The sequence below is a fragment of the Methylocystis sp. JAN1 genome, assembly GCF_052186135.1.
Taxonomy (GTDB): Bacteria; Pseudomonadota; Alphaproteobacteria; order Rhizobiales; family Beijerinckiaceae; genus Methylocystis.
This window is the reverse complement of record NZ_CP181499.1, coordinates 3750807-3764300: the sequence shown is the minus strand read 5'-3', so window position 1 is coordinate 3764300 and position 13494 is coordinate 3750807. Positions and strand designations below refer to the sequence as shown.

The window sequence follows — 13494 nt, the reverse complement described above, 5'->3', positions numbered from 1 at the left end:
TCCCGGGACAAGGCGGCGGATCCGGCATTAACTTGACCGTACAATCTCTTTTGGCGATATTTCACGATATTATCGTTGGGTTGCGGATGAAATCATATTGACCGTCGCGGCGGCCAGGGATCTGGACGCGCTTCCGACCCTGGCGCGGGAGCAGGTCGTCGAGGCGCTATCGCGCTTCGCCGTCCCCGCTTTTTCGCAGCGCGCTCCAAGGCGCCTCCTCGATCGCCCGAAACGGCTTCGGCATCCGCCCGCTCCTCAGCAGCCGCGAGAAAATGCGTAATCCCGCCGGCTCATTGCCGTTGGGATGCACCAGCACGATGGAGCCGGCCGTCGGCGTCGGCCCCAGGGCGAGCCAGCTATCCGCCCCGAGCGCCACAAGATGGCGCTCCTTCAGCTTCTCCAGAAGCGCCCCGTCCGCCACGAGCCCCGGAAAGCGGAAGAAGACCGACGGCGTCTCGCCATGAGCGATGAGAATTTTCTCGGTCTCGAAAATCTCGCGGTCGAGATCGACGCCGGGCCGCAGCATGTAATTCTGCGAATCCTTCAATCCGACGACGTAAGGATGGGAATAGGTGTGATCCGCCCATGTAATGTCCAGCGCGCCGGAGCGGGCCTTCTCCTGCAGCCAGGCGAAATCTTGCCCATGATGCGCGATCCAGGCGCCCGAGACGGCGAGCGCCAGCGGCGTTCCCGGCCCCTGCGCGGCGACCTCCTCGATGAAGGCGCGATCAAGCGGCTTGCGGCTCGGACAGAGATCGCCGGTGATGAAGGCCCCGGCGCCCTCGCCATGGATGAGCCCGGCGTTGACGAGCGCCGGCGGCCGGTCGGGATCGGCGGGCGGGCGAACGGCCTTCATGAAGCGCGTCTCCGCCTGCTCCTCGTCCGTGGTCTCGGCGCAGCGCCAGCACGAGGCCGGCTCCAGCGAGGTTTTGAGCGTCTGCGGATGCACCGTCAGCAGCAGCTTCTCGCCGTCGACGCTCATGCGGCGCGTGGCGAGGCGCGTCTCGCCGTTCTTTGCGCAGCTCTCGAAAACGGCCCGATAGTCCTGCGCCCGCGCGCCGGCCGCGCCGGGCTGCGGCGCGATCGCCGCGGGGCCGCAATCCTCCTGCGCGCGCGCCGTTGCGCCGGGCGCAAGGCCCGCGCAGAATAGAAGGACGGCCAAGCTCAGTTTCACGGGCGCGATGTTTAGCAGAAAGACTCCGATTGAGAAGCCGGCCTTCGCTGTCGACGCCGCCGAGTCGCCCGAGGTCGCCGCGCGGCTCGGCGCCGAGATCGCCGCGCGTTTCGGCCCCCGCGAGGAGACGCCGCTTTCCGTCGTCGTCCGCGACGAAAACGGCGCGTTGACCGGCGGGCTCAACGGCGTCACCCATTGGCGCTGGCTTTATATAAGGCATTTGTGGGTGGCGGAATCGCAGCGCGGCGGCGGCCTCGCTTTGCGGCTGATGCAGGCGGCGGAACGGGCGGCGCTCGCCCGCGGGGCCATCGGCGCCTATATCGATACTTTCGATCCCCGCGTCGCGGCCTTCTACAAGCGGCTGGGATATGAGCGCTTCGGCGAGATCGCCGATTTTCCGCCCGGCGAACGGCGGATTTATCTGAGCAAACGGCTTCGGCGATGATGAAAGCCATGGTCCTGCGGCGTCCTCTCTCGCCGCTCGTGGTGGAGGAGCGGCCGGTCCCTGAGCCGGGGGCGGGAGAATTGCGGCTGCGCGTCGAAGCCTGCGGCGTCTGCCGCACCGATCTTCATGTGGTGGACGGCGAACTCACGCAGCCGAAGCTTCCCATCGTTCCGGGACACGAAATCGTCGGCCGCGTCGAGGCCGTGGGCGCGGGCGTCAAGGGTTTCGCCATCGGCGCGCGCGTGGGCGTTCCCTGGCTTGGTCGCACCTGCGGTCATTGCCCCTATTGCGCGAGCGCGCGCGAGAACCTCTGCGACGACCCGCTCTTCACCGGCTATACGCGCGACGGGGGCTATGCGACGCATACGATCGCCGACGCCGCTTACAGCTTCGCTCTGCCTGAAGGCGGCGACGCGGCGACATTGGCGCCCCTGCTTTGCGCGGGGCTCATCGGCTGGCGCACGCTGAAGCTGGCGGGACCCGCGCAAACCATCGGCATTTTCGGCTTCGGCGCCGCCGCGCATATCATCGCCCAGGTCGCGATCCTGCAGGGAAAGCGCGTGCACGCCTTCGTGCGTCCCGGCGACGCGGGGGCGGCCGAATTCGCTCTGTCGCTCGGCGCGGCGAGCGCGCAAGGCTCGGACGCGCCGGGGCCCGAGAAGCTCGACGCCGCGCTGATCTTCGCGCCTGTCGGCGCCCTTGTCCCACGCGCCCTCGCGGCCGTGAAGAAGGGCGGCGCGGTCGTTTGCGGCGGCATTCACATGAGCGACATTCCGGGCTTTCCCTATGCCCTGCTGTGGGAAGAGCGGCGGCTTTCATCCGTCGCCAATCTCACGCGCGAGGATGCGCGGGAATTCCTGTCGCTCGCGCCAACCCTGCCGCTCAAAATGCATGCGACGCCTTATCCGCTCGCGCAAGCGAACGAGGCGCTGAGCGACCTGCGCGAGGGGCGTCTGCAGGGCGCGGCGGTGCTGGTTCCGTAGAGGTTTTCCCGGCGCGTTTTTTTCGCGGCGTGCGAAACATTGCGCGGCGCCCGCGGTTTTATACGTGCGGTTCGAGGAAAGCGTTCATTCGCGATCCGATGACAACCGCAAACGGCCCGTTCCCCTCCGGGGGGCGGGCCGTTAACTTTCGGACCCTGCGGGCGCCAGTCGCGAAATTTCGCCGGCGGTCGCCTGCGGCGCTTGGTCGGCGTTCAGACGCCGCCACGCAATCTCGCCAGCGTCCTTCGTCGCTTGCGCCTGCACTACCGCGCGCGTCGCGTCGGATACGTCGCCGAGGCGCGCGTCGACGCGCGCGAGTCGCTGCGCGAGGTCGAGATCGAGCCAGACGCCGACGAAATGCGCGCCAGCGGTCCGCGCTGCGGCCTCTATCGTCGCACGATCTGCCGGCCGGTCGAAGACCGCGTCGACAATGACGGGCCATTCGTTCCTGGCCACGCCTTCGGCGGCCTCGAACATGATGCGATAGACTTCTTCGGATACCTCGCTGCGATACGCCTCCTGCGGCAGGCGGTCCGTCGGCGCGGCGCCGAACATATGTTTACGGAGCCGATCGCTGTTGAAAACGCGCGCGCCGGGCGCCGGCGAAAGCAGCGGCGCAAGAGCGGCGGCGACGCTGGATTTGCCGGCGCCGCTGAAGCCGCCGATAGCGACGACGCAGCCCCGCGCCGGCGCAAGCAGCGCGCAAGCGAGATCGAAATAGGCGCGCGAAACCTCGGCATGTCCCTGCGACGCCTCGACATGCGCGCGGATTGTCGCGCGCAGGGACATGAAGAAGGGGAGAATCGGCAGGCCTTCTTCGTCGCGCTCCCTGCGCGCGTCGAGATAGCGGTTGAGCGCCACATTGGCGAGGTCGCGAAGGCCGACGCGCCAGAGATCCATCAACAGGAAGGCGATGTCGTAGAGAATGTCGATCGTCGATATATCGTCGGAGAATTCGATACAGTCGAAAGGCGTCGGCTCTCCCTCGAACAGGCAGACATTGCGAAGATTGAGATCGCCATGACAGCCGCGCACGCGGCCTCGCGCGCGCCTTTCCTCGATCAGCCGCGCCTTCCCGTCGAGCGCGCGGCGCAGATTGTCGAGATGCGCCTCTATTTCGCCGGCGGGCGCCGGCGCGGCGACGCAAAAGCTCGCTTCCATGCTGTCAATGATCCGGCGCATGGCGGCCGCGCCGCTTCGCGTCGTATCGGAAGTCGCCGCGTCATGCGCCTGCGCGACCCGCCTTGCGAGCCGCTCGATCATGTCCCTGGTCAGGCGGCCTTCGCGCGCCATGCGGTCGAACAGCATGTCGTCCGGAAACCGCCGCATCTCCACAACGGCGTCCACAACAGCGCCGGCGCCGTCGAGCGAAAGCCGCCCATCCGCTTCGCGCGTGATGCGTCTCGCGCCGAGATAGAGGGCCGGGGCGAAGCGCCGATTGAGCGCGACCTCGCGCGCGCAAAAATGCAGGCGCAGATCGGGCGTCGAGAAGTCGAGATAGGGAAGGCGCACGGGCCGTTTGATCTTGAAGACGCGGTCGCGCCCGAGCAGCACCGTCGAAATATGCGTGTCCACTCTCTCCGCCGCGCCGAGAAGGCCGGTGAGAAATGCGACAATCTCCGCTTGCATATCCGAAGACATTCCGGCGCTCGCGGGTTAGTCTTCGAAGCGTTCGAAGAACGCCGTCTTGGCGAGATGGGCGAGAATGGCGTAGCCGAGAAGGAAGCCGGCCATCGCCGGCCAGTAGCTCAGCGGCAAGGGCGTGAAGCCGAAGACTGGCGCGACCGGCGAATAGGGCAGCGCGGCGCCGATCAGGCAAACGACGATCGTCGTCAGCAACAGCGGCCCGCTCGCCCGGCTTTCGACAAAGGGAATTTTTCGCGTGCGAATGACGTGAATGATCAGCGTCTGCGTGAAGAGCGACTCGACGAACCAGCCGGTTTGAAATAGCGACGGCTTGTCCCAGGCGTCGAAGACAAGGACCATCAGGATGAACGTCGCATAGTCGAAGATCGAGCTCACGGGGCCGACATAGAGCATGAACTTTGCGATGCCAGCAATATCCCACTTACGTGGGCGCGCCAGAAACTCCTCGTCGACATTGTCCGTCGGGATCGCGGTTTGCGAAAGGTCGTAGAGCAGATTGTTCGTCAGAATCTGGATCGGCGTCATGGGCAGGAACGGGAGAAAGACGCTCGCGCCGAGCACGCTGAACATGTTTCCGAAATTCGAGCTCGCGCCCATGCGGACATATTTCAAGATGTTGGCGAAGACCTTGCGGCCTTCGATCACGCCGTCGTTGAGAACGGCGAGGCTTTTCTCCAGCAGGATGATGTCGGCGGATTCGCGGGCGATGTCGACGGCCGTATCGACGGAGATGCCGACATCGCCGGCCTTGAGCGCCGGCCCGTCATTGATGCCGTCGCCAAGATAGCCGACGACATGGCCGTTCTTTCGCAGCGCCGCCACGACGCGCGCCTTTTGCGGCGGCGACAGTTTGGCGAAGACGGTGACGCCAGAGACGCGCGCCGCAAGGGCTGGGTCGTCCATCGCGTCGATATCCGCGCCAAGCAAAAGATCGTCAATCCCGAGCCCGACGTCGCGGCAGACCTTGCGGGTGACGATCTCGTTGTCGCCCGTAAGGATCTTCACCGAAATTCCCGCCTTTCGCAGGTCGGCGACGGCCTGCGCGGCGCTGTCCTTGGGAGGATCGAGAAAGGCGATATAGCCGAGAAGCGTCAGCTCCCTCTCGTCCGCGGGCGCATAAACCGTCTTGTCGGACGCGACGCGCTTATAGGCGACCGCGATGACGCGGAAGCCGTCGGCGTTCAGCGCCGCGGTCTCCTGCTTCGCCGTTTCAAGATGAGAGCGATCGAGCGCCCCTTCCGCGTCCGCCGTTTCAAAACGCGTCGCCGCCGCGAAAATCTCCTCGACGGCGCCCTTGCAGATGAGAAGCCGTTCGCCGTCGTCGCTTTCGACGATCACCGAAAGGCGACGGCGCTCGAAATCGAACGGAATCTCGTCGATCTTTTTGAATCTGCGCCGTGGCGTCAGCTTTTTCTCGAGCTCGGCTTGCTTGAGCACTGCAATGTCGAGCAGATTGCGCAGGCCGGATTGGAAATGGCTGTTGAGATAGGCGAACTCCAGCACGCGTTCCGAGTCCGCGCCATAAATATCCAGGTGGCGCTTGAGAATGATGCGGTCCTGCGTCAGCGTGCCGGTCTTGTCTGTGCAGAGCACGTCCATGGCGCCGAAGTTCTGAATCGCGTTGAGGCGCTTGACGATGACCTTCTCCCGCGAAATGGCCATGGCGCCCTTCGCGAGATTTACGGTTACGATCATCGGCAGCATTTCCGGCGTGAGGCCCACCGCGACAGAGATCGCGAACAGAAAGGCGCCGAGCCAATCGCCCTTGAAATAGCCGTTGACGAAGAAAACCAGCGGCGCCATCGCCGCCATGAAGCTGATCATCAGCCAGGTGAAGCGGCGCACGCTTTCGTCGAAGGCGGTCGTGTCTCCGGCTTCCGTGATCTTGTCGGCGATGGCTCCAAAGAAGGTGCGCGAACCGGTAAAGAGAACCAGCGCCTCGCCATAGCCGCTCACCACGTTCGAGCCCATAAAAGCCAGGTTCTCCGCCTCCAGGGGTTCGTTCGCGCGGTCGAGAGCGCGGGCGAACTTTTCGACCGGCATGGACTCGCCCGTCAGGGCCGATTGATTGAGGAAAAGGTCCTTGGCGGCGATCAGCCGGACATCGGCGGGAACCATGTCGCCGGCGGTCAGGCGAATGACGTCTCCGGGAACGATCCTGTCGAGCGAGGTCTCCACGAAAGGATCTTCGGCCGCGCCCGGCCGGCGGACGGAGGCGTGCGTGCGCACCATGGCGCGCAATCTGGCGGCGGCGGCGTTGGAGCGATGCTCCTGCACGAAGGCGAGCAGCACGCTGAGCGCGACCATCGCCGAAATGACGACAGCCGCGCGCCGGTCGCTCAGCGTCCAGGATGCGACCGCGAGCGTGAGCAGAAGGCCGTTGAGCGGATTGAAGACATGGCGCGCCAGTTCCCGCAGCACGCCGGCGCCCGCATCCTGCGCCACGCGGTTGGGTCCGTAGCGCTTGAGGCGCGCCGCGGCCTGCGTTTCGTCGAGGCCCCCTGGCGACGCGTCGAATTCGCGATAAAGCGCGTCGAGATCGCTCAAAGCGGCCCTGCGGAGCGCCGCGCGGACCGGGTCGTCCTCCCTAACGCTGAAATTCATCGGCGTGCCTGCCTTTCGGGTTCGGGGCTCCCGATTCATCATCGCGTAACTGCGTCGCTTTAAGATACAGCACCTTTCACGCGACGAAAGCCCTGCCATGGACGCCCACACGACCTCCCCCGCCGAGCCCGCGGAGCATCAGCCGCTGGAGGTTCGCGAGATCGTCGCGGGGCTGGGCTACGATCCGGATTTCAACTGGGCCTGGGACAATTACAAGCGGACCATCGTGGAGATCGCGCGGCGGAAAGGGTTAACGCGCCACCTGGAAATCGGAGGCGGACGCGACCCCCTGTTCCTGCCGGAGGAGGCCGCGGCCCACGGCTTCGACGTGACGCTCAACGACATTTCCGCGCATGAACTCTCGCTGGCGCCGGACGGCTACGCGACCGTCCAGTGCGACATCGCCGGCAAGGACGCCAATGCCATCCTCGGAGCCGAGCGCTACGACATCGCCTATAGCCGCATGGTGATGGAGCATGTGCCGGACGTCGCGCGAATGTGGGAGAACATCGCCCATACGCTCGCGCCCGGGGGCGTCGCCTTCAGCTTCTTCCCGACGCTCTATGCGCCGCCCTATGTGCTGAATCGTCTCATCCCGGAAAAAATATCGCGCTGGATGCTCGAAACGGTCTTTCCAGACCGCAAGAACGACGGCGACAATCCAAAATTTCCCGCTTATTACGACTACTGCTTCAGCGCGGAGGAGAAGCTCGTCCCCATGCTGACGCGCGCGGGCTTCTCGGACGTGGTGACGCTACCCTTCTGGGGCTATAGCTATTTCTGGAAGTTTCCGGGGATCAGGCGGATTGACGCGGCTTTCACGAAGCTTGCGCGGGCGCGCCAATGGCGCGCCGTGTCGAGCTTCGCCTATGTGATCGCGACCAAGTGACGGCGATGCGCATCGTCGTCGTCGCGGATCACGCGCATATCAATGGCGGCCTCGCCAGGGTCGCGATCGACAGCGCCAAGGGCTTTGCGCGGCGCGGCCATCGCGTCGACTTTTTCGCCGCTGTCGGGCCCGTTGAACCGGGCCTGAAAGAAGCGGGCGTGGCGGTCACGCTGCTTGATCAGCCCGACGTGCTGTCGACTTCGTCTCTGCTGCGCTTCGGCGCGCAATGGCTCTGGAACGGCGCCGCCGCGGGAGCGTTGGCGACGCTCCTCGCTTCCTGCGAGCCGACAGACACGATCGTGCATGTCCATGGCTGGGCCAAGGCGCTCTCGCCCTCGATCGGCTGGGCGCTCAAGGGAGCGGGATTGCCGGTCGTGCATACGCTGCACGAATATTATCTCGCCTGCCCGAACGGCGGATTCTACGATTACGGCGCGGCGCGCAACTGCGATTACAAGGCCATGTCGCCCGGCTGCATCGCGCATGACTGCGATTCCCGGGGCTATCGCCGCAAGCTGATGCGCGTCGGGCGCCATGCGCTGATGCGCCATGGCAGCGGGCTTTACGACACGGCCCGTCATCTCATTACCATCTCGAAGCTGCAGCGCGGGATCATCGCGCCTTACATGCCGAAGGGCGCGACATTCTACGAAGTCGGCAATCCCATCGATGTGACGAACCTGGGACCCAAGGGCGAGCATAAGCCCGGCGGCTTCGTCTTCGTTGGCCGCCTCTCAGCCGAGAAGGGGCCGCGTTATTTCGCGCAGGCCGCCGTGATTGCGGGCGTGACGCCGGTCTTCGTCGGCGACGGGCCGGCGCGCGCGGCGCTGGAGGAAGAGTTTCCGCAGGCCAAATTTCTCGGGTGGCGCGATCCCGCTCAAGTGCGCGAAGTTCTGCGCGCCGCGCGCGCGCTGGTTTTCCCCTCTGTCTGGTACGAGGGCCAGCCGCTGACGGTCTATGAATCGCTCGCCCTGGGCACGCCCGTGATCGTCAGCGACGTTTGCGCGGGGCGCGAGGCCGTCGCGGACGGCGAGACCGGCTTCTGGTTCAAAAGCGCGGATGAGAGATCGCTTGCGGATGCGATCGCGCGGCTTGAGGATGACGATCTCGCCCGTCGCATGGCGCGGGCGGCCCATGCGCGCTATTGGGCCGATCCGCTGACGCTCGATCGTCATCTCGACGCCGTCGCGGCGGTTTATGAGAAAGTGCGCGCCGACTGGCGCAAGGCGTCGACTCCGGCGCGGCATGCGGAAGCTCTGTCGTAAGCGCATGAAAATCGTCATCGCCATCGCCACCACCGGGCGCCCGGAGATTGTCGGCGCCTGCCTTCAACGTTTCGCGCATTTGTCGCGCCAGCCCGACCGGCTGATCGTGATCGGCGCCGGGCCGGACGACGCGCCCAATCCGCCAGGCGCTGCGGAGTTTCACCTGGCCCGGGCGCGAGGACTCCCGATCCAGCGCAACCATGCGCTGGATCTCGTCGCCGGCGATGCGGATATCATCGTCTTCGTCGACGACGACTATGTTCCGGCGCCGGGCTTCGTCGAGGGCGTCGGGCGTTTATTCGCCGAGCATCCCGAGGTCGTCGCGGCGACGGGCGCTCTTATCGCCGACGGCATCAATCGCAAGGGGCTGACCTTCGCGCAGGCGGACGCGTTCATTGCTTGCCACGTCCCGCCGCCGACGTCGAGCATAATGGACGCGACCGGGACATATGGTTGCAACATGGCCTTTCGTCTCGCCGCCGCGCCGCATCTGCGCTTTGATGAAAATCTGCCGCTCTACGCCTGGCTCGAGGACACTGATTTCTCCGCGCAATATGCGCGCGTCGGGCGCGTCGTGACGACGAACCATTTCTTCGGCGTCCATCTCGGCGTCACGTCGGGCCGCACGTCGGGCGTGCGACTCGGCTATTCGCAGATCGCGAACCCCCTTTACCTTGTCCGCAAGGGCACGGTCACGCCGCGCTTCGCGCTCAATCTCGCGCTTCGCAACATGATCGCCAATCTCGTGAAATCTCCGCGACCCGAGCCGAACGTCGACCGCTTCGGCCGTCTGCGCGGAAATCTCATCGCGCTTTTCGACGCGGCGCGCGGGCGTTCGCATCCGGGTCGCGCGCTGGAGCTGTGACGCCTACTGCAATTGCGGCTGGCGAAGCCGCGCCATGATCCTGGGGCCGACGAGGCTGCGAACGCCGGCGACGTCGACGGCGTAGGCGACGGCGCCATAGACGACGACGCCCGTTGCGACCTGCAAAAGCATTGTGAGGGCGCCGGGCTCCCACAGACGCAGGGGCGCGCCACTCACGAGCATGACGCCCGTGGCGGCGACGGCGCCCAGAACATCTCTCGCGCGCGGCCACATCGGGTCCAGCAGGAAAAGCATGGCGGCGAGAGCGACAAGGCCGCTCATGGTCGAGATGGACTGCGCATAGGCGAAGCGGGTCGCGTCCGCGGTGGCTGGCAGCAGCAGGATCGCGAGCGAATTGGCCAGCAAGGCGACGAGCGCCGCAATGATCAGCGGCGCGAGCTTGTGCGCGAGCTGGAAGGCGGTGTTGACTCCGTAATTCATCATGGCGAAGCCGAAAAGCGCGGGCGTCATCAGGGCGAAATAATGCGCGAAGGGGCCGCGAAAGGTCTCGGGCACGAAGAGCGCCTCGAAGCTCGGCAGGATGAGCCAGCAGCCGGCGACGGCGGGCGTCACGACCGCGAAGACCGCGCCGAGATTGCGCGAGATCTGCGCGCGCGCCGCGTCGGCGCCGGCGGTCTTTTCCGTGTGCACGGCGATCTGGAAGAGGATGACGTCGACGGCCGAGCCGATCGCGCCGACAATGCGGATGCCCGTCTCGAAAGCCAGGGAAAGCTGGCCGACGTCCGCGAAGCCCTTTTGCTGCGAGAGCAGCGTGCGGTTGATAAGCGGAATGGCCTGATAGAGAACGGCCGCGACGATGATTGGCAGGCCATAGGCGAGGAAGCGGCGGGCGAGCGCGCGCTCGGCGTTGCGGAAGCCGGCGTTCGGCTCGACGAGCTCGCCGCGCGCGACGAGGAGGCATCCGGCGACGGAGACCGTCATGCCGACGAGCGCGACATTGGCCGAGCGAAACAGAAAGGCGCCGCCAACGGTGAGCGTGAAGGCGAGAACGTTTTTCGCGATGACCAGCGCGCCATAGGCCCTGTCGTGAAAGCGCGCGCGAATAAGCGCCGTCGCCGTGTCGAACAGCGCGTTGGTGATGGAGACGCCGACGGCGAGCGCCGCGAGATCGCGGCTCAGCGGCAGATCGAGGCGCAGCGCCCAGATCAGGAAGGCGACGAGGATGGCGAGCGCGGCCAGCGCCGCGAAGGAGGCGTCGAGCGTCGCGCGGATCTGCGGGCGTTCGAGACGGTCGCGCTCGGAATAAAAACGCGTCGCCGCGAGGCGGAGCCAGTCGAAGACGAGCGTCTGCACGACGACGGCGACGGAAAGCGCCAGCACGAAGCGGCCATATTCGGCGGGGCCGAGAAATTTCGCGACGAGCAGGCTGACGACGAAATTCAGGAGGCTGTTGAGGATGAAGGGAATCATCATCCACATGACGCGCCCTCCGGGCCGCGGTTCTGGCGCGTTCTCAAAGCTGGAACCTCAGGCCCACGAGATAGACGTTCGCCGTGTAGTCGGCGTTCGGGAACGTCGTGTCGAGAAGCTCGTAGCGGTAGCTGCCGCGCAGCGAGACGGTGCGCGTGACCTTGTAGTCGAGCGCCACGCCGACGGAGCCGCCGCGTTCCACGACGTCCGCTCCTTGATAGTTGTTGTAGAAATAAGTTCCCGTAAGCGTGACGTTTAAATTTCGCATGAGATCGTGCGAAAGCGTCGCGCTGACCGCGCGGGTCAGCACGCCGCTGGCGTTGGCGAGCGTCGTTTCGTTCAGCGAGGTCGAGCCGCGCAGGGTCATCGTCGTTAGCGCGGAAGGCGTGTAGATCAGCGCCGCGTCGATGACAGGGCCGCGCAGCGGAACGAGACGCGGGTCGGCGTAGTCTCGCCTGCCGTAACCACCGGAGATTTCGCCCTTCACCATGTCCGTGACGTTGAACTGCGCGCCGCCGCGAGCGATATAGCCGGTGCTGTCGCGATAGAAGCCGTTAAAGTCCTGCTGCGAGTCGTGCAGGCGTTCGTCGTAGGTTCCCTCGACGAAGGGCTTCAGATCGGGGGTCGCCTCATAGGAGGCGCGCAGCAGCCCGCCAAAGTCGTTGTAGCTCGTCGCCGCGAGATTGAGCGTCGTGCCGTCGGAATATTGTGCGTTCTGATACCAGACGCGGTCATAGGTGCCGCGCAGCTCCACGCCGATGCGGCCGAATTTCTGCGATGCGCCCGCCTGGGTTCCGACGCCGAGAATGGCCGGGCGGTTGACGACGTAAACGGTCGATTGTCCGGGTTGGATCGCCGGCGCGCCCGGGCGCTGCGTATCGAGCTGGAGCCGCCCGCGCAGATCGAGAGCGGTGTCCTGGGTGACGTCGTAGCGCGCCGCCATCTGGCCTTGCGCGTCCGGCCGGTTCGCCGCCGGAAAATTGAAATATTCCGAATAGCCGCCGCGCAATTCGCCTTCGAGGCTGTGGCGCGCCCAGTTGGACTTGACCTTCACCCCGCCTTCGCCGCGGAAGAAAGTCGAGCCGCGCGGATTGTAGTTCGGCGCCAGGCGGTTCGGGTTGTCGTCGTAGCCGCCGCTGGTCTGGACATAAGGGAAGATCAGTGTCGAGCCGACGGGGACGCCCAGCGGATCATAGGGATTCGCTTCGACTTTCGGCTTCGGCTTCGTCTTGATCGTCGGCTCCGCGGCGACCGTCGCCGGCGGCGGGGCGGGAGGGGGGGCGACCAGGCCCGGCGGCAGGGTCGCGCGCAGCCGCAGGCGCTGCTTGGCGAGGTAGGAGCTCTTATAGGGCTCGAGCGCCGGCAGCGGATTTTTCGGCGAGAAAGGCGGCGGATTGGGCGTGCGCGGCGGCGGATAGGGCCGCGGCAGCTTTTCCCTTCGGACCGGAGGGCCGTAATTGGCGGATGTCGAAACGCCGCCATTGTCGATGGTCGCGCCGCGCATCAGCGGCGCGGGGTCCGAGGGGATCGAGAGGCCGAGCGGTTCGGCCGCCTGCCCGGGTTTCGGAACCGGCGGCGAAAGCGCGGGGAGCGGCGCGCCGGAAGAAGGCGCGGCTCCCTTTTTGGAGGCGCGAACCGCTTGCTTGCCGCTCTGTCCGAGGGAGGGAAGCGCCTGGCTCGCCGCCGGCGTCGCCGCGAGCGCCGCATATGCGGCGCATAGCGCGGCCAGCGCGACGCGGCTCCCCAAGCTTCCCGATGGCGCCATTTTCCCTCGCCCACGCGCCAGCGGCCCGCGACAGCGGGCGGCGCATGGCTAGGGTTAGGGCCTTATGGTTAACGGGAGCTTATCGGACGGCTCAGTCCATGCCGAGGGCCGAGAGATAAAGCCCTAAAATCTCTTCTTCTTCCTGCCGTTTGTTCTTGTCCTGCCGGCGCAGCGAGACGACCTTGCGAATGATCTTCGGATCGAAGCCGGTTCCCTTGGCCTCGGCGTAAACGTCCTTGATGTCGTCGGCGATGGCGCGCTTCTCCTCCTCGAGCTTCTCGATTCGCTCGATGAAGGCTTGCAGGTGGCCGCCGTCGACGCCGTTCGTATCCATGTCGTGATTTTCCCGCAAAAAGAAGAGGTCCGGGGAACGCTCTGTTCCCGCGAGGCTTGCGACAGCTTCATGACCTCGTCAAGGCGGGCCCG

The 13494-nt window shown here is 65.7% G+C and carries 11 protein-coding genes; 5 read left to right on the top strand and 6 right to left on the bottom strand.

All coding sequences use genetic code 11. The features are described 5' to 3' along the window. Positions 1 to 166 precede the first annotated feature (166 nt). Positions 167 to 1162: a polysaccharide deacetylase family protein gene (locus ACNHKD_RS18090; protein WP_442754873.1), complete on the bottom strand. Its 996-nt coding sequence runs from the start codon at positions 1160 to 1162 to the stop codon at positions 167 to 169. Positions 1163 to 1181: 19 nt separating this feature from the next. Between ACNHKD_RS18090 and ACNHKD_RS18085 the strand changes: the two genes are divergently transcribed. Continuing rightward, complete coding sequence (locus tag ACNHKD_RS18085) at positions 1182 to 1619, top strand: GNAT family N-acetyltransferase (protein ID WP_442754872.1); 438 nt, start codon at positions 1182 to 1184, stop codon at positions 1617 to 1619. Then, positions 1619 to 2602: a zinc-dependent alcohol dehydrogenase family protein gene (locus ACNHKD_RS18080; RefSeq protein WP_442756932.1), complete on the top strand. Its 984-nt coding sequence runs from the start codon at positions 1619 to 1621 to the stop codon at positions 2600 to 2602. The genes ACNHKD_RS18085 and ACNHKD_RS18080 overlap by 1 nt, the downstream gene beginning before the upstream one ends. Before the next feature lie 141 nt (positions 2603 to 2743). Here ACNHKD_RS18080 and ACNHKD_RS18075 read toward each other — a convergent pair whose 3' ends face one another. After that, positions 2744 to 4243: an AAA family ATPase gene (locus tag ACNHKD_RS18075; RefSeq protein ID WP_442754871.1), complete on the bottom strand. Its 1500-nt coding sequence runs from the start codon at positions 4241 to 4243 to the stop codon at positions 2744 to 2746. 15 nt (positions 4244 to 4258) lie between these two features. Continuing rightward, a complete protein-coding gene (gene mgtA, locus ACNHKD_RS18070; RefSeq protein ID WP_442754870.1) occupies positions 4259 to 6853 on the bottom strand; it encodes a magnesium-translocating P-type ATPase in 2595 nt (864 codons plus the stop codon). 97 nt (positions 6854 to 6950) lie between these two features. Between mgtA and ACNHKD_RS18065 the strand changes: the two genes are divergently transcribed. From ACNHKD_RS18065 to ACNHKD_RS18055, 3 genes are read left to right on the top strand one after another with little or no spacing between them, the layout of a single operon-like run. Further along, positions 6951 to 7742: a class I SAM-dependent methyltransferase gene (locus ACNHKD_RS18065; RefSeq protein WP_442754869.1), complete on the top strand. Its 792-nt coding sequence runs from the start codon at positions 6951 to 6953 to the stop codon at positions 7740 to 7742. A gap of 5 nt (positions 7743 to 7747) precedes the next feature. Continuing rightward, positions 7748 to 9007 (top strand): glycosyltransferase family 4 protein, encoded by a 1260-nt coding sequence (locus ACNHKD_RS18060; RefSeq protein ID WP_442756931.1) that lies wholly within the window; start codon positions 7748 to 7750, stop codon positions 9005 to 9007. Between the two features lie 4 nt (positions 9008 to 9011). Next, on the top strand, positions 9012 to 9872 hold the full coding sequence (locus ACNHKD_RS18055) for a glycosyltransferase family 2 protein (protein ID WP_442754868.1): 861 nt from the start codon (positions 9012 to 9014) through the stop codon (positions 9870 to 9872). A gap of 3 nt (positions 9873 to 9875) precedes the next feature. Here ACNHKD_RS18055 and ACNHKD_RS18050 read toward each other — a convergent pair whose 3' ends face one another. The 3 genes from ACNHKD_RS18050 to ACNHKD_RS18040 all read right to left on the bottom strand — a co-directional run bounded on the left by ACNHKD_RS18050 (position 9876) and on the right by ACNHKD_RS18040 (position 13402). Beyond that, positions 9876 to 11312: a lipopolysaccharide biosynthesis protein gene (locus tag ACNHKD_RS18050; protein WP_442754867.1), complete on the bottom strand. Its 1437-nt coding sequence runs from the start codon at positions 11310 to 11312 to the stop codon at positions 9876 to 9878. Between the two features lie 34 nt (positions 11313 to 11346). Continuing rightward, positions 11347 to 13068: an outer membrane beta-barrel protein gene (locus ACNHKD_RS18045; RefSeq protein ID WP_442754866.1), complete on the bottom strand. Its 1722-nt coding sequence runs from the start codon at positions 13066 to 13068 to the stop codon at positions 11347 to 11349. A gap of 91 nt (positions 13069 to 13159) precedes the next feature. Further along, the gene (locus tag ACNHKD_RS18040) at positions 13160 to 13402 is read right to left on the bottom strand and encodes a DUF2312 domain-containing protein (RefSeq protein WP_424361276.1); all 243 of its coding nucleotides are present in this window, start codon (positions 13400 to 13402) and stop codon (positions 13160 to 13162) included. Between the last annotated feature and the right edge of the window lie 92 nt (positions 13403 to 13494).